The 15,052-nt window shown below is 58.9% G+C and carries 15 protein-coding genes; 10 read left to right on the top strand and 5 right to left on the bottom strand.

Annotated features, from left to right (window positions below; all coding sequences use genetic code 11):
• Positions 1–51 precede the first annotated feature (51 nt).
• The gene (locus EP166_RS12835; RefSeq protein WP_127557557.1) at positions 52–1,437 is read left to right on the top strand and encodes an L-serine ammonia-lyase; all 1,386 of its coding nucleotides are present in this window, start codon (positions 52–54) and stop codon (positions 1,435–1,437) included.
• Between the two features lie 202 nt (positions 1,438–1,639).
• Here the strand turns inward: EP166_RS12835 and EP166_RS12830 are convergent, their stop codons facing one another.
• Positions 1,640–2,539 (bottom strand): hypothetical protein, encoded by a 900-nt coding sequence (locus EP166_RS12830; protein ID WP_127557555.1) that lies wholly within the window; start codon positions 2,537–2,539, stop codon positions 1,640–1,642.
• A gap of 297 nt (positions 2,540–2,836) precedes the next feature.
• On the opposite strand from EP166_RS12830, the gene EP166_RS12825 reads away from it, so the two are divergent.
• The 6 genes from EP166_RS12825 (at position 2,837) to nusB (ending at position 7,515) form a co-directional block, all read left to right on the top strand.
• Positions 2,837–3,163 (top strand): c-type cytochrome, encoded by a 327-nt coding sequence (locus EP166_RS12825; protein ID WP_127557553.1) that lies wholly within the window; start codon positions 2,837–2,839, stop codon positions 3,161–3,163.
• Between the two features lie 486 nt (positions 3,164–3,649).
• On the top strand, positions 3,650–4,111 hold the full coding sequence (nrdR, locus tag EP166_RS12820; RefSeq protein WP_127557551.1) for a transcriptional regulator NrdR: 462 nt from the start codon (positions 3,650–3,652) through the stop codon (positions 4,109–4,111).
• Between the two features lie 7 nt (positions 4,112–4,118).
• Positions 4,119–5,225: a bifunctional diaminohydroxyphosphoribosylaminopyrimidine deaminase/5-amino-6-(5-phosphoribosylamino)uracil reductase RibD gene (gene ribD / locus EP166_RS12815; RefSeq protein ID WP_246026288.1), complete on the top strand. Its 1,107-nt coding sequence runs from the start codon at positions 4,119–4,121 to the stop codon at positions 5,223–5,225.
• Between the two features lie 103 nt (positions 5,226–5,328).
• On the top strand, positions 5,329–6,486 hold the full coding sequence (gene ribBA, locus EP166_RS12810) for a bifunctional 3,4-dihydroxy-2-butanone-4-phosphate synthase/GTP cyclohydrolase II (RefSeq protein ID WP_425470035.1): 1,158 nt from the start codon (positions 5,329–5,331) through the stop codon (positions 6,484–6,486).
• Between the two features lie 81 nt (positions 6,487–6,567).
• On the top strand, positions 6,568–7,056 hold the full coding sequence (gene ribH / locus EP166_RS12805; RefSeq protein WP_425470034.1) for a 6,7-dimethyl-8-ribityllumazine synthase: 489 nt from the start codon (positions 6,568–6,570) through the stop codon (positions 7,054–7,056).
• A 3-nt stretch (positions 7,057–7,059) separates the two neighbouring features.
• On the top strand, positions 7,060–7,515 hold the full coding sequence (nusB, locus tag EP166_RS12800) for a transcription antitermination factor NusB (protein WP_127557549.1): 456 nt from the start codon (positions 7,060–7,062) through the stop codon (positions 7,513–7,515).
• Positions 7,516–7,618: 103 nt separating this feature from the next.
• Here nusB and EP166_RS12795 read toward each other — a convergent pair whose 3' ends face one another.
• From EP166_RS12795 to EP166_RS12785, 3 genes are all read right to left on the bottom strand, one after another.
• A complete protein-coding gene (locus EP166_RS12795; protein WP_127557547.1) occupies positions 7,619–9,415 on the bottom strand; it encodes a PPC domain-containing protein in 1,797 nt (598 codons plus the stop codon).
• A gap of 303 nt (positions 9,416–9,718) precedes the next feature.
• Positions 9,719–10,690 carry a serine/threonine protein kinase gene (locus tag EP166_RS12790; RefSeq protein WP_127557545.1) on the bottom strand — a complete coding sequence of 324 codons (972 nt, stop codon included), beginning with the start codon at positions 10,688–10,690 and terminating at the stop codon, positions 9,719–9,721.
• 87 nt (positions 10,691–10,777) lie between these two features.
• Complete coding sequence (locus EP166_RS12785) at positions 10,778–11,500, bottom strand: ComFC family protein (protein WP_127557543.1); 723 nt, start codon at positions 11,498–11,500, stop codon at positions 10,778–10,780.
• Between the two features lie 239 nt (positions 11,501–11,739).
• Here EP166_RS12785 and EP166_RS12780 point away from each other — a divergent pair, with 239 nt between their 5' ends.
• Positions 11,740–11,976 carry a hypothetical protein gene (locus EP166_RS12780; RefSeq protein ID WP_127557541.1) on the top strand — a complete coding sequence of 79 codons (237 nt, stop codon included), beginning with the start codon at positions 11,740–11,742 and terminating at the stop codon, positions 11,974–11,976.
• A gap of 18 nt (positions 11,977–11,994) precedes the next feature.
• Entirely contained in the window at positions 11,995–12,945 is a 951-nt protein-coding gene (locus EP166_RS12775) for a putative metalloprotease CJM1_0395 family protein (protein ID WP_127557539.1), read from the top strand.
• 8 nt (positions 12,946–12,953) lie between these two features.
• Here EP166_RS12775 and EP166_RS12770 read toward each other — a convergent pair whose 3' ends face one another.
• Positions 12,954–13,709, bottom strand: a complete 756-nt coding sequence (locus tag EP166_RS12770) for a helix-turn-helix domain-containing protein (RefSeq protein WP_127557537.1) — start codon at positions 13,707–13,709, stop codon at positions 12,954–12,956.
• 208 nt (positions 13,710–13,917) lie between these two features.
• Between EP166_RS12770 and EP166_RS12765 the strand changes: the two genes are divergently transcribed.
• Complete coding sequence (locus EP166_RS12765; RefSeq protein WP_127557535.1) at positions 13,918–14,910, top strand: hypothetical protein; 993 nt, start codon at positions 13,918–13,920, stop codon at positions 14,908–14,910.
• Positions 14,911–15,052: the final 142 nt, after the last annotated feature.

The raw sequence follows: 15,052 nt of genomic DNA, 5'->3' as shown, positions 1-15,052 counted from the left end.
AGGGTCTGGGTCACCTTAGGTGGGCTCGACCCAATCGGCGGAGATGACAGCGTGCAACCCTATTCAGTACTGGATCTGTTTAAAGTCGGCCTGGGGCCGTCTTCCTCACACACCCTTGGCCCGATGCGGGCCGCCGAACGTTTTGTGCAACACCTGAAAGAGCAGGGCAAGCTGGATGCGGTGGTGCAGATTCGAGCGGATCTCTATGGTTCGTTAGCGCTGACCGGTATTGGCCATGGCACTGATAAAGCGGTTGTGTTGGGTCTGTGCGGGCTGGATGCCGCAACGGTCGATCCCGAAGTGGCGGACCATACGTTTTTGCAGGTGAGAACAGATGAGCGGCTACCTTTGCCCGGTGGGCCGGTGTTGCGTTTCACCATGGGGGAATGCGTCCGCTTTTTCACCGATATTTTTCTGCCCGAACACCCCAACGGCATGCGTTTTACCGCTGAAGATGAGCACGGCATCGTGCTGCTCAGTGAAACCTGGTACTCAGTGGGCGGAGGCGCCATCGCCAACGAACTGGCGAAAAACTCAGCCAAACGCGACCTGTTGACCGAGTTTCCGGATCAAAGACCTTACCCCTTCTTCAACGCAACCGAATTGTTGCATCAGGCTGAGACCCACAATCTGACCATTGCCGACATTACTCTGGCCAATGAAGTGGGGTTGGGAAGTTCGGAAGAGGACGTTTTAGCCTGGGCCGATCACATCAATGAGGCCATGGTCAGTTGCATGAACCGGGGCATGGACCTGGAAGGCCCTTTGCCGGGCGGTATTCAGGTACAGCGTCGTGCGGCCCGCATGGCCCGCTCGCTGCGCAAGCAGGCCGAAGAAGACCAGCTTGGTGTAATCGACTGGGTCAGTGTTTATGCGCTGGCGGTCAATGAGGAAAACGCGGCCGGCGGTCGGGTGGTCACGGCACCCACCAACGGTTCAGCTGGTGTGATCCCTGCGGTGCTGGCATACATTCACCATCACATGCCCCGATTAAACGCAGACGATGAGCGCCGCTTTCTGATGACGGCGGCTGCCATTGGCTGGCTCTACAAGCGCAACGCGTCAATTTCCGCAGCCGAGATGGGTTGCCAGGGCGAGATTGGTGTAGCCAGTTCAATGGCAGCGGCCGGTCTGGCTGAAGTGATGGGTGGCACGGCGGCCCAGGCTGAGCATGCGGCGGAAATTGCCATGGAACATCACCTGGGCATGACCTGCGACCCCATCGGGGGGTTGGTTCAGGTGCCTTGCATAGAGCGCAATGCCTTTGGCGCCGTCAAGGCCATTCAGGCCGCGCGCATTGCCTTGCGGGAACCGGGCGATCACTGTGTATCGCTCGATGAAGTGATCGAAACCATGCGTCAAACCGGCGAAGACATGGCCTCCAAATACAAGGAGACCGCCCAGGGCGGGCTCGCGGTTAATGTGGTGGTTTGTTGATATATAGTGCCAGGATTGCGTTCCAGCTACCGGGTGAGTCTCTCCGGGGTCGGCATGAACCCATCCATGGGGCCTAGACTTCGGCATCCATGCCTCAGACTTCCCCGGAGAAACTCACCCGGCAGCTGGCACTCAGTTCGGTGTATGTTCAAGCTCTATCTTTTCTGCTGCTAACCATCGCGACTATAAGTGTGGAAAACCTTTACTCAACGGTAAATGCAAAACCCGTCGGTTTGGCAATGCAAAAGTTTGCCGGCACCGTGTTACTGCCGTTATTGGCAATGGTTTCATCCGGGTCCGCTTCAATGGTCTCCAGCATCGCGACCATATCGGCAATGCGCAGATAGGCTTCCGATGAGGCGCTGATGGTGTTGCTGCCATCGTGGCTGGGGTTGACGATCCATTCGGGCAGAGTTAGCCCAGGCTCACCGTCGGCGGCATTGATTCGGTTCCTGACGTGCTGCATGAAATTGTTGCGCCGGTTGTTAAGGCTATTGGTCGGAAGGTTGAGCTGAGCGCTGGCATCACCGTTTTGATGGCACTCGGCACAGACTTCCAGGGTATCGTCGATGTAGTCTTCGTAATAATTGCCAGTGGTCGGACAGCCGGGCAGTGAAAACGCCATATCGTCGAAGCGAAGAGTGACTTTGCCCAGTGGCCCGTCGGATTCACCGATCAGGAAAATGCGGTAATCGCCGGGTACCGTTGCTTCCAGGCGCTCATCGTTACCCGGGTCATCGGGGTCTTCGGCATAGACCAGCTGCAAATCACTGCTGGCTCCGAGTGAGCTGAAGGTTTCGCGTTCCTTGTTGCCGCGCTGAAAGCCCCAGCTGTAGGCATAGAGCCGTTCGTAGGTTTCGCTGGCATCCAGAGTAATGCGGGCTTCGTATTCTTCTGGGTCATCTTCGCCACTGACTCTCACGAATTCTACGGAAAACTCGGGGGCTACAATGGGGTCAAAGGTGTCTTTGGTGGTCCAGGGGTCCCAGTACTGATCGCCGTATCGGCTATTGGATTCAGGGCCACAGGCAGCCAGCAGCAGGGCGGTCATTGAAATGGCCAGGGTAGACGCCTTAGACAGCAAGTAAGGGCGATCAGACATGGTTAGCATGCTCTACATCAAGGTATGAAGGTAAAGTCATTGTATGCTTTACTGAGTAAGAAACGGTGACCGGGTTCTAGGTTTGGAGCATTGCTGTCGCCAAATTGCGTCATATTTGGCCTTTTTGTTGGGGTTAGGAGCAGGGCAGGCAATCACGCGAGTCCCGGGAAACCGCAGCGAAGGGCTCCATGTTCGGCGGGAAGGCTGGCTTGGGTGGCGACCCTACCTTGAAGCACAGGCAAGAATACCTTCAACCAGCGCGGTGATAGAGCGCTCAGGCAATAAGAGAGAGTACCGATGAAGAAATCTGTAAAGGCGATGTTGGTGGGTGTGGGGGCTCTGGCGGCGGCCAGTGCCTGGGCTGAAGGGGATGCGGCAGCCGGTCAGGCCAAATCGGCTGTGTGCGCGGCATGCCATGGCGCTAACGGCATCTCGGCGGTGCCCATTTATCCGAATCTGGCGGGTCAGAAAGAGGCGTATCTGGCCAACGTGCTGGCGGCCTATAAATCCAAGGAACGCCAGGGGGCCAATGCGGCGGTGATGTGGGGCATTGCAGCGTCGCTGTCGGAGCAGGATATTGCCAATCTGGCCGCCTACTACGCGAGCTTGCCTGCTGGCGGTTAAAGACAGGGGTCGCATTTTTTGCGGTTTTTATCGCCACGATCGAACCTAAGCTCAGGGGGTGCATTGGCACCCCTTTTTTCTGCCCGGCCTGATGGGCTCTGGCTTCCAATAAGGTGCCCACAGTTACTGTGGATAAGTCTGTGGGTATACTCTTTACAGCTGGCTCGAATCGGCATGACAGTGATGTTACTCCGGCTTGGTCAAAAAATAGACATATTAAAAAAATACTAATAAAAACAACTAGTTATAGGTGTGTTCTGATCATTTTCTGGCCAGGTGGCCTGGCTCGCTGTGCCCGTTTTCAGTGCATTCGGTTTTGTGAATAAACACCCTCTCCGGAACCCGCATGGTTATCAGCTTCCTAAAAAGTCAACGATTTTGTCGTGGTGGGCGTGTCGCCAAATAGTCGGTAGCAGAGTACACTTTAGCGGCTTGAAACACGGTTCAGACACCGTCCTTCCTTACTGTCCGAATGAGTTCTAACCGATGCACTGTCCATTCTGTAAAGCACAAGACACCAAGGTCATCGATTCCCGGCTGGTTGCCGAGGGTGAGCAGGTGCGTCGTCGTCGCGAATGCCTTCAGTGTGGCGAGCGTTTTACCACCTATGAAGGGGCCGAGCTGGTGATGCCGCGCATTGTCAAACAAAACGGCAATCGTGAGCCCTTCGACGAAATGAAGCTTCGTGCCGGCCTGCAGCGGGCGCTGGAAAAACGCCCGGTCAGTGTCGAGGAAGTCGAGGCGGCGCTGGCGCGCATCAAGCAAAGCCTGCGGGCAACCGGTGAACGTGAGTTGCCGTCACGCCGGCTGGGCGAGGTGGTGATGAATGAACTGCGTGAACTGGACCAGGTTGCTTATGTGCGGTTCGCGTCGGTGTATCGCAGTTTTCAGGATTTAAACGAATTTAGAAGTGAGATTGACCGGCTTGAAAAAAAGCGGACCGAATGAGGGTAGTGTGACGGAGACTCAGTCTGACGAATTCTGGATGGCCCATGCGCTGACACTGGCAGCCCGGGGTATCACCACGACCATGCCCAACCCTCGGGTTGGCTGCGTGATCGTCCGAGATGGCCAAAACGTCGGTGAGGGGTACCACGTGCTGGCTGGCACCGGTCATGCCGAAGTGCATGCGCTGGCCGCCGCGGGTGATCGGGCGCGCGGCGCCACCGCCTATGTGACGCTGGAGCCCTGCAGTCATCACGGGCGCACACCGCCCTGTGCCGAGGCATTGATAAACGCGAAAGTCGCACGTGTAGTCTGCGCCATCGAAGACCCCAATCCCAAGGTTGCCGGCCGGGGGCTCGCGCAGCTTGAGGCCGCAGGGGTAGTGGTACGCTCCGGGGTGCTGAGCCAGGATGCCGAAGCCCTGAATCGCGGTTTTCTGAAACGCATGCGCACCGGCCAGCCCTGGCTGACGCTAAAACTGGCCAGCAGCCTCGATGGGGCAACGGCAATGGCCAGTGGTGAAAGCCAGTGGATAACCAGCCCGGCTGCACGAGCCGATGTGCAATGTGCCCGGTCAGAACGTTGTGCCATTCTAACCGGGGTTGGCACCGTTCGGTCAGACGACCCCAGTCTGACGGTTCGCCTGGAGGGCATCGATCGGCAGCCGGACCGGGTGATCCTAGATACCCACCTGAACACCCCGGCCAACGCCAAAATGCTGTCCCTGCCCGGCAGGACCTGGGTTTTGCATGGCAATGAGGCCCCTGAAGAGCGCAAAGCAGTACTTGAAGAGGCCGGCGCCCGCCTTGTGGTCTTGCCGCGCGATGCGGCCGGGCATCTTGACCTGACTGCGGTGATGATCTGGCTGGGTCAACAAGCCTACAACGAGGTTTGGGCCGAGCCTGGGGCAACACTGGCAGCCACTTTGCTACAGATGAACCTGGTGGATGAGTTGTGGCTCTATCAGGCGCCCGTGTTACTGGGGGCGGCAACCCGGCCGCTGTTTTCGGCGAGTCTGAGCACGCTGTCAGAGGGCTTGTTTTTTTCGATGGTGGACACCCGGGCGGTCGGGTCAGATCTGCGCCTGCAGTTACGCCCGAAACGCCATCGCCTGTAACACAGGAAAAACACCCCAAAACGCAGCCTGGCACGGCGAATCGCCTGCGCTTCTGGTATGATGACGACTTGTGAACGCCGGGCTATCTGCGCCGGCGGTGACGATGGACCCGGCAGTGGAATTGAACGTGGCGCTGAACAGCATCGAAGACATTATTGAAGACATTCGTCAGGGTAAGATGGTTATCCTGATGGACGATGAAGACCGTGAGAATGAAGGCGATCTGATCGTCGCGGCGGAAAAAATCACCCCTGAGATCGTCAACTTCATGGCCGGCAAGGCTCGAGGGCTGATCTGCCTGACACTGACCGGCGAGCGGTGCGATTTTCTCGGCCTGGAATCCATGGTCAAGAAAGACAATGGCTCGGCCTATGGAACGCCCTTTACGATCTCGATCGAAGCGGCTGAAGGGGTTACAACCGGTATTTCTGCGGCTGACCGGGCCCGCACCATTCAGGTCGCGGTCGATCCGAACAGCAAGCCCACCGATATCGTGCAGCCCGGACATATTTTCCCGCTACGCGCCCAGCCGGGCGGTGTGCTCAGCCGCGCTGGCCATACCGAGGCGGGCTGTGATCTGGCCCGCATGGCCGGTCTGATTCCGGCCGCGGCCATTGTCGAGATCATGAAAGAAGACGGTACCATGGCGCGCCGGCCCGATCTGGAAGCCTTCGCCGAAGAGCATGGGCTGAAGGTCGGCACCATTGCCGACCTGATCCATTACCGCATTCTGAACGAGCGCACCATCGAGAAAGTTGAGCAGCGCTCGCTGAGCACCCGCGCCGGTGATTTCAACGTGCAGGTATACCGTGACAGTCTCTGTGGTGGCACGCACATCGCACTGACGCTGGGTGGGCCATTCAAACCTGAGAACCCCACACTGGTGCGGGTACACGTAGCGCAGACGCTGCGCGATCTGCTGGGGGTTAACCCGGCCCGTGGCCACGGCTGGACACTCGATGCCGCCATGCACCGGGTTGCTGAAGAAGGCGCTGGCGTGGTGGTTTTGCTGGATGTTCAGGAAGCCCCGGATGTGATGACCGAATTGAAAATGATGCAGGGCGATGACCGCGCCAACACGCGCAACCCGAACGTCGACAAGTATGGCACCTACACCACCATTGGTACCGGCTCGCAGATTTTGCGCGAGTTGGGTGTGGGCAAAATGCGCCTGCTCAGTTCACCGATCAAGTTCGGCGGCATTTCCGGGTTCGACCTGGAAGTGGTCGAGTACATTCCGGCCGCAGGCGATGAAGCCTGAAGGCGACTAACCTGTTCACAACCGTTTCATGATTAACCGACGGCGACCCGGGTCGGGTCGTCGTTCAGACAGGATCAGACAATGACTGCTATGACTTCAAACATTACTACCCTGGAAGGCGACTTTTCTCCCAACGACGCCCAGTACGCCATCGTGGTGGGCCGCTGGAACAGCTTCGTGGTTGAGAGCCTGTTGGACGGTGCGCTCGATGCGCTCAAACGCCACGGCATCAAGGACGAGCAATTAACGGTCATTCGAGCGCCGGGTGCCTATGAGCTGCCCATCGTCTGCCAGAAACTGGCGGAAACCGAGCGCTACAATGCCATTATTGCCCTGGGTGCGGTGATTCGAGGTGGTACACCGCATTTCGATTTTGTGGCCGGTGAAGCGGCCGGGGGCCTCAATTCCGTGGCGCTGACGGCCAACATGCCGGTCGTGTTCGGCGTACTGACCGTCGATTCGATCGAGCAGGCCATTGAACGTGCAGGCACCAAAGCCGGTAACAAAGGTGCCGAGGCGGCCCTGGTGGCGTTGGAAATGGTCAATCTGTTCAAACAGATCGAGGGTTAAGGCATGACCCAGCGTCCCAACATGGCAGCCCGCCGCAAGGCCCGCCGACTGGCCATGCAGGCTTTGTATCAGTGGCATTTGTCGTCGTCTCCGGTCAATCAGATTGAGGCCGAGTTCATCACCGATCACGATATGGCCAAGGTGGATCAGGACTACTTCAGCGAAGTGCTGCGTGGCGTGCCCAGCACACTGACGGAACTCGATAGCTACATTGAATCCGTCACTGATCGCTCGGTTCGCGAGATGACACCGGTCGAGCTGTCGATTCTGCGCATGGGTGCCTACGAGTTGGTGCACCGCATCGACGTCCCCTTTAAGGTCATCATCAACGAAGGCGTCGAATTGTCGAAGCTCTTCGGTGCCAGCGAAGGCCATCGCTACGTCAATGGCGTGCTGGACAAGCTCTCGCAGCGGCTTCGGGCGACCGAAGTAACCGCCTCCCGGGCTCCCCGGGACTGAGTGCCCGGTTACCGCTGCGAACCAATACGGTTCGGCCTGGCCAGGCTACAGGCCAAAAAAAACCGCCAACAGGCGGTTTTTTAATGCACTGACGCTTTGCTAATCAGGACTGGGCGTCAGACAGATCCATCTGTACTTCGACGCGAATCTGGCCGCTTTCCGAGCCGCTGTAGCCGCGCACGTCCAGGGTGTAGGTACCTGCGGGCAGATACTCTTCCAGGCGGGAGTTGGTGCCGTCGCCACCATCATCGTTTTCCAGTGACAGGCCCGGGCCAACCAGCGAGATCAGGGTGTCGACGGCCGATGATGAGGCGTCGATGGTCACCGTACGCGCTGCGTCCAGCCTAATGGTGTAGGTCAGGCTGCTGCCCGCTTCCAGATCGCCATAGACAATGTCTCCGGCTCTCAGGTCTCCGCTGTTCATCATCTCGCCTTCGACAGCGCTGCTGTTGACGGTCAGGTCATACAGGCCGTTGCCGGAATAGGCGCCGACGGTGAGTGTGTAGGTGCCGGGTTGCAGAAGGGTAGTGATCAGCGAATTGGTGTCGCCGCCACCATCATCGTCGCTGAAGTTCACACCATTGCCCGACAACGCCAGCGTGGTATCGAAGCTGGCAGAGTTCAGCGCGATGCTGACTTCCGATGGCTCTTCGATGGTCAGGGAGTAGTCGTTGTCGTAGTCGGCGCGCATGCCAATCAGGCTGCTGTTCGGCGCGATAATGCCGCTGTTGCGAAGGTCGCCTTCGAACGGTGTGACCTGAGTGTTCAGGGTGTAGATACCGTCGACGGGGTAGCTGTCATAGCTCAGTGCGGTCACGGTGTAGGTGCCGGGCATCAGGATGGACGACAGCTGTGAATCGGTGCCGGCGCCATAGTCATCGTTGTCGAGCTGAACGTCGTCACCGGTGATCGACAGCATGGTGTCGAAATCCTCGGAAGCGAGGCTGACGACGACTTCTGACGGGTGCTCCAGTTCAAGGGTGTAACGGTTACCTTCGGCCGACAGCATCAGGCCAGTCAGCGTCTCACCGGCGTCCAGCAGGCCGCCGTTGCGAATCCCGTCCGGCAGTGTCGTACTGGCGGTGTCCAGCTGATAGAACTGGCCTTCATCGACCAGGGCATCGGCACACAGGGGCAGTTCGGCATCGTAGTAATCGTATTCACTGTAGGTTTCAAATTCAGACGTCGGCCGCCGGCCGGGCTGAAGAACCAGTTCGTATTCACCGGGCTCAAGATAGGCATCGAGTGTCAGGGTGCTATCGCCGCAAGCGGTGGCTTCGGTGTTGACGGCCGGTCCGGTCAGCAGCATGCCCAGTGAGCGACTTGCGTCGTTCAGGGTAAAGCTGATCTGGGTGGGCGAGTCGATGCTCAGCGGGTAGCGGGTCGGGCTGTTGTCTGATGCCAGCGAGCCGACCAGTGACTGGTCTGCACTCAGTGTATCGCTGCGTCCGGCAATGGGCTGGTCGATCAAACGGTAGGGGCCATAGGCTTCATCGCTGACGCCGTTGACGACCAGCAGCGAGCACTGGCCCGCGTCCGGCCCCATCAGAATGTTGACGGATTCGCTGGTTGCCGGATCGACGCTGGCCTGGTCAATCAACCAGCCTTGTTCGTTAAACAGGGTCAATTCGGCGGCAAAGGGTGCCTGGAAGCGATAGAAAGCCCGGGGTTCGGCATCGGTGGCGCAAAACCAGTGTGCCGAGTAGCGAGCGCCATTGTTCAGGTTGGCGGGGCTGGCGGTATTCAGTTCTGATTGCAGGCCTTCGCCGCTAACCAGTTGAGGGGCATCCACAAAACGGTCCGAACCGGTGGTCGCGCAACCACTGGCCACGGCCAGGGCGGTGAGTGCGGGCAGCCAGCGGGCAGTGCCATTGAGTAATCGAGGTGCAGAATGTGTCACTATTACGTCTCCATACGTTACTTGAAAACCTGCCTGTCAGTCGGCACTCCGGTCAAGCCAGCCGCCGGGTAAGGAGTTCGTCTGACTTCCTGGTCACACGCTCAAACCGGACAGCCCAATGCAGTCGGAGCACCACCGGGCAAGAATCGGCACTATAGGGCGCTTTTAAAGTCGGGTCCAGTCGCCCTGGCCCGGTTCGATCAGTGGTTCTCATTTTCTGGAATTCAATTGAGTGGTTATGGCCCGCAGAGGCACCGCCGGGAGCCGACGCTCGAATCGTGCGAACCCCTAATCTGATGTGGCCTATTCCTGCAACAGCGCCCATTGCTCGCGCAGGGCAAGCAGGTGGTCGCTCCAGAAACGCTGGCTGTCGAACCAGGAGAAGGCGCGCGGGAAAGCCGGGTCGTCCCAGCGCTGGGCTATCCAGAGGGTGTGGCGGATCATGTGCACGGTGCGCAGGGGCTCGAGCAACGACAGTTCCTTGCGCGGAAAGGGCCGGAACTGCTCGTAGCCTTCCTCCAGTTCGTTGATCTGCCGTGCCTGCTCCTGTTTGTCACCCGACAGCAGTTTCCAGATATCCTGGGCTGCGGGGCCCATGACGGTGTCGTCGAGGTCGACGATCAGTAACTGGTCGTCACGACTGAGGATGTTGCCAGCGTGAAAGTCGCCATGGATGCGAATCGAGGCAGCTTGCCGGAACAGCGGCTCGAACCGGCGCTGAATCAGCTCGGCGATGGGGGCCAGGGTGGCCAGGTAGTTGGCGCGCAGGTCGTCGGGCAGCAGAGGGCTGTCGGCAAAGAAACGTTGCGCCTGAATAATGGGTTCGATCAGCGACAGGCTGGGCCTGTGCTGGAATACGGCCGTCTCGCCAACATTGTGCAGTCGGGCCAGGTGCTGGCCAATGCGGTACATTTGGTCCGGGTTGTCCAGTTCAAAGGCATGGCCGGCGCGCATCTCGAAGCAGGCAAACCAAAAGCCGTCGCGCAGGTGAACGATGTCATCCCCCAGTTTCATCGCCGGGACCACCGGGATTTCTGCCTCGAACAACTGGTCGGTAAAGGTCAGCTCCTCGCGAATTTGCGCTTCGCTCCAGCGTCCTGGCCGGTACGCTTTCAGTACCACCGGTTTGGCCTCTTCAATACCCACCCGGTAGACCCGGTTTTCGTAACTGTTTAGTGGGTAAATGCGGTAATCGGACAGGGTTCCGAGCGATTCCAGCCAGTCGATGATGCGGTCCTGGCTGAGGGTGTCGAACGGGTGTGCAGAGGTAGACATGAGAAACCCAGACTGAAAAGAGCGCCCATTGTAGAGTATTTGCAGCGCCTGTCATTGTTCCTCTGGCCAGGGGCGTCCGGCGTCCGGTCAGTGATTTCCCAGTGGCGTCCGGGCGAGCGTCCACAGCTCGACATGAGTGGCCCCAGCCTGTTGCAGGGTGCGGGTCAGCTCGGCGGCCGTAGCTCCGGTGGTGAGCACATCGTCGACAATGGCGACCCGTTTGGGGGGTGGCTTCAGAACCCGGAAGGCATCTCTGAGTGTCTGCCGGCGTTGAATCCGGTTGAGGCCTTCAAGGGGTGGGGTTGGGTGTTGCTTGACCAGGCTGGTCCAGACCGGCAGGCCAGCCTGTCTGGCCCAAAAGTCTGCCAGCCATTCTGCCTGGTTGAAGCCCCGCTTGCGGGCTTTGGCCCGATGCAGGGGAACCGGTACCAGGGCGTCAACCCCTGGGGCATGCATGCCCTGATGCTGCCACCACTGGCGTGCTAGAGCCCGGGCGCTGGCCAGATCCCGGTGATATTTCATGCGATGAATCAGGAAGCGGGTTGCCCCTTCCAGAACCCAGCCGACCGTCGCTGTCTGCCAGGGTGGTGGTCGTTGCTGGCATCGACCGCAGAGGGTGCTCAGAGTGTTGGGAGCGGCGCAGCCCGGGCAAGGGTCAGGCAAAGGCTCTAGCCAGCTGGCACAGACGTCACAGAGATGGCTTTTGGCCGACCGCTGCTCGCACAGCGGACACAAACTGCTCATCACCTGTTCCAGCAAGGGGGTAAAGGCGGCTATAACAGGCCGCAGTTTGGCATCGTTCCCTGGCATTCCGGGGTGCTCCCTGACCTCCGGTGGCTGTTTCCGCCCGTAGAATGGGGGCGAGGCTTCAAAGGTGTCGGCCACCTGCAGGCTATTGTGAAGAGTTTTTACAAAATGTTACAGCTTGGCGAGGTGGGTTGGTTAAAATGTAACCACGTTATCCGATTAAATGACCGTATCTGTTTCCTCATCAGGGCTACGGAGCGGAAGTCAGTTCGCCCCGGTCAGGGCGGGCTAGTGGAGGTGGAATGATCAGCTCAGTCATGAACGCAGGGGTTGCCGGCATTCAGGGAGGTTTGTACTCGCTGAACCGCAGTGGTCAGCAGATCGCCCAGGCGAATGTGCCCCCGAGTGAAGGTGGGCCAGAGTCGATTGTGGAGCCTCTGGTGAATCAAATTCAGGCGACAAATCAGGTCCAGGCCAGTGCGCGCGTGGTTGAAGCGGGCTCAGAAACCCTGGGCACCCTGATCGATATCCGGGTTTAGCGGAGCGAAGCGTAAACGATGTCTACCGTCAGCGGCCTTTATCCCAACGCCATCACCCCAACGGTCAGTCCGTTCGGGGATTTGGCCCAGCGCGCGCAACAGCGCCGGGATAACGACGCGGCGGTGTTTGCCCCGGTTGAAGAAACCGAAACAACGGCACCGGGTCAGAATCGTTCGGACCGGCGCGATAGTCAGCCTTTGCCCGGCCAGAACTCGCCATCCAATGGGCCCTCAACCGCCAATGCAGCCCCATCTTCCCCGTCTGAAGGCCAAGCCCAGCCATCCAGTGAAACCACACCGGCCGACGACACCAGTGCTTTCGCACGCCAGCGTGACGAAGGCCGGGCGGCGCGGCAACAGGCCGAGCAACGTCAGCTGGATCAGGATCTGGAGACCATCCGCGAGCTGGCGGCACGGGACCGGGAGGTTCGGGCGCACGAACAGGCCCACCAGGCCGTTGGCGGTCAGTATGCCGGTGGTATGTCCCTGACCTTCGAACGCGGGCCAGATGGCAAGCGTTATGCGGTGGCCGGTGAAGTACCGATCGATATCAGCCCGGTGCCCGGCAACCCGGAAGCCACCATGATCAAGGCCGAGCAAGTTCGTCGGGCTGCACTGGCACCGGCTGAACCTTCAGCGCAGGATCGATCGGTCGCGGCCGCTGCCATGCAGCTGAAAATGGAAGCCCAGATAGAAGTGCGCCAGGAGCGCCGTGAAGACCTTGCACCGCAAGAAGCCGAGGCCGAGGATGATGCCGTTTCTGAAAGCAACGACAGCGCTCCGGCCATTTCAGGTGCGGAGCGGTCCGGCTCGGAAGCCAGTGACGAAGAAGACGCCTCTGAACGCGAAGCCGACACAGCGCGTGCTGGAGTTGATCTGGCGGCGGTGACCCGCAGCTTGCTGGATGCGCAATATCAGGCTCAGTCCCGGGCTGACACTCTGGGTCGCCAACTCGACTTCATGGTGTAGTGGCCGGGTTAGAATTTCTTCAGGTTAGGCCCGCGTCGCATTTCCGCGAAAATACTCAGCTCCCAGGGGCGCATGGCCAATACCATGCCGGTGCCGAAGGTATCCTCCAGCGGCAGTTTGCCGTCTTCCTTGCTCAGTTCGTCAAATTCCCTGGCCAGCCGGCGAATGCTGTTTTGCAGATGCAGGTTCGACTGACGAGACAACATACCGGCAACAAACACCAGCAACTCCCCGGCTTTGGGGTCGAACTTGCAGTTGAAGAAGTCGCGCGCCACATTCTGTTCGAAAAAGCGATACACCGGGCCGTTGTGAATCCAGCGGAAATCGCGTGACAGCTTGGTTTTCACGCGGTTGCCGGGCAGCAGTTCGATGATGCCGAGCCGATCGAGCCGGGCCAGCAAACGGGTTGCTTCAAATTCGTCGATCACATAGGTCGAGATAATGTCTTCGTATTCCCAGCGGTTGACCAGTAACTGCGCCACCAGCAACAGCTTGGGGTCGGATACCAGTTCCCGTTCGTCCTCTTCATTGAGCTCATCCAGCACCATGGTGCCTTCATGCATGCGTGCCATCAGGTAGCCGAGATCGGCACCGGCCATGTCGCAGATCTCTTCCAGACGATTCAGCGTGAAGTGGCGCTTGGAAAACATACGCTTAACGTTGGCTTCACTGAGATTCAGTTTCTCGGCAACCTCGGCGTAGGTGATTTTTCGCTCACGCAGCAGTTTTTTAAGGGTGTCGACGAGTTGTACAGTTTGAGACATGACGTCCTTGGTGAAGGTAGCGCAATATGCTACCAATAGTCGCACATCTTTAAACTTCATGTACAGCGCTTGTGGTTACCCTGAACGCGCCTACTATGGCTCTTGCACCGACACAGCGGCCTGCAACAATGACGCAGGCCGCATTTTCCAGGCGGCACAACCGGATAGCGCCGTCTGCGAGCGACCGGCAGGTCTTACGGAGTGAACCATGCTGAAACTGAACATAATGAGAGGGCTGGGGCGGCTGATCAGTCGTGCCTTATTGGGCCCGGTGCATGTGCATGGCAGTGATCCTAGAACAACCGATGTCGATGTAATACTGATGCCGCGCAGTCTGAGCCCTGCCGACGGCTGGTTGTTCTGGTCCCGCCTGAAACGCCCGCCACTGTTTGTGGATAATGGCCAAACGTCCAACGGCTGGGGGCGCTGGTGGCGTGTGAGTGGGCGGAGCCCCCGTACCGGCGGGGGCATCATGGAAGAGCGTCTTGCCGCCTTTTTGAATGCGGGTCGCTGTCTGGTGATCTCCATTAATGGTGAATCACCCGAAGAAATTGATCACACCCAGCGGTTGCTGCGTGGTCTGCACGATCATCACCGCCATTTACGGGTGCAGGTGTTGACCTTCAATTACGATTTCCGCCACACCCTGGGCAGCCCGATTCACTGGATCTGGCGTCCCGGTGCCATCGACATGGTGGTTGAACCGTTGCATATCCTGAAAGAGTTGCAGCGCTTGCAGAAGCTGGCCTGGTCGATCAAGGGTTACCAGACGTTGCCGCAATGGCCGCTGATATCCCAGTCTGGGCGGGTACCGTCCAGCCTGTTGTTGTCCTGGCACGAGGTTCGGGCGCAGCGTCGCTGGCGCTGGCCGAAACCGGTTGCCTGGCTCTGGTTACCCGGAGCGCTGATATCGGCCCTGTTCAATGCCGTGCCGTTGCTGGTTGCCTATGGCGTCAGTCACAGCGCCCAGCAATGGCGTATCGAGCGGCAGATTGCCTGGCTGGGGCCGCTGTATCTGATCAACCATGTCGTGATCTGGGTGTCACTGGCGGTATTGCTCGGGCCCTGGGCCTGGCTGTATGGCATCGTGATCGCCATGGGGTTGCAACCACTGGGGCGTCTGGCCGATGCCATTCTGCAACAGGATGAGCTCGGAGGGTCGCGTTCGGTGCGCGAACGCATGGTGAACTATTTCGATTAACCGGTCGTTGCGAAGGCAACTCCAGCCAGCGGTGGCTGCCTGATTCAGGCACAGGCAGTCAATTGCCTGGACACTGCCGGTGCTTGTTCGGTAAAATCCCCGAAATTTGGGCACGGCACCCAGATCGTTTAACGCACAAAAT

The sequence above is a fragment of the Saccharospirillum alexandrii genome, from assembly GCF_004000275.1.
GTDB classification, from domain to species: Bacteria; Pseudomonadota; Gammaproteobacteria; order Pseudomonadales; family Natronospirillaceae; genus Saccharospirillum; species Saccharospirillum alexandrii.
Note: the sequence above shows the minus strand (reverse complement) of the source record. Positions and strands in the feature narration are given on the sequence as shown.

Excerpts from the sequence above, each read along its gene's own strand:
- EP166_RS12785 (WP_127557543.1), bottom strand. The coding sequence starts at position 11,500 with ATGCCAGGGAACGATGCCAAACTGCGGCCTGTTATAGCCGCCTTTACC.
- nusB (WP_127557549.1), top strand. The coding sequence starts at position 7,060 with ATGACCCAGCGTCCCAACATGGCAGCCCGCCGCAAGGCCCGCCGACTG.
- EP166_RS12775 (WP_127557539.1), top strand. The coding sequence starts at position 11,995 with ATGTCTACCGTCAGCGGCCTTTATCCCAACGCCATCACCCCAACGGTC.
- nrdR (WP_127557551.1), top strand. The coding sequence starts at position 3,650 with ATGCACTGTCCATTCTGTAAAGCACAAGACACCAAGGTCATCGATTCC.
- EP166_RS12780 (WP_127557541.1), top strand. The coding sequence starts at position 11,740 with ATGATCAGCTCAGTCATGAACGCAGGGGTTGCCGGCATTCAGGGAGGT.
- EP166_RS12790 (WP_127557545.1), bottom strand. The coding sequence starts at position 10,690 with ATGTCTACCTCTGCACACCCGTTCGACACCCTCAGCCAGGACCGCATC.
- ribH (WP_425470034.1), top strand. The coding sequence starts at position 6,568 with ATGACTGCTATGACTTCAAACATTACTACCCTGGAAGGCGACTTTTCT.
- EP166_RS12830 (WP_127557555.1), bottom strand. The coding sequence starts at position 2,539 with ATGTCTGATCGCCCTTACTTGCTGTCTAAGGCGTCTACCCTGGCCATT.
- EP166_RS12765 (WP_127557535.1), top strand. The coding sequence starts at position 13,918 with ATGCTGAAACTGAACATAATGAGAGGGCTGGGGCGGCTGATCAGTCGT.
- EP166_RS12825 (WP_127557553.1), top strand. The coding sequence starts at position 2,837 with ATGAAGAAATCTGTAAAGGCGATGTTGGTGGGTGTGGGGGCTCTGGCG.
- EP166_RS12770 (WP_127557537.1), bottom strand. The coding sequence starts at position 13,709 with ATGTCTCAAACTGTACAACTCGTCGACACCCTTAAAAAACTGCTGCGT.
- ribBA (WP_425470035.1), top strand. The coding sequence starts at position 5,329 with ATGGACCCGGCAGTGGAATTGAACGTGGCGCTGAACAGCATCGAAGAC.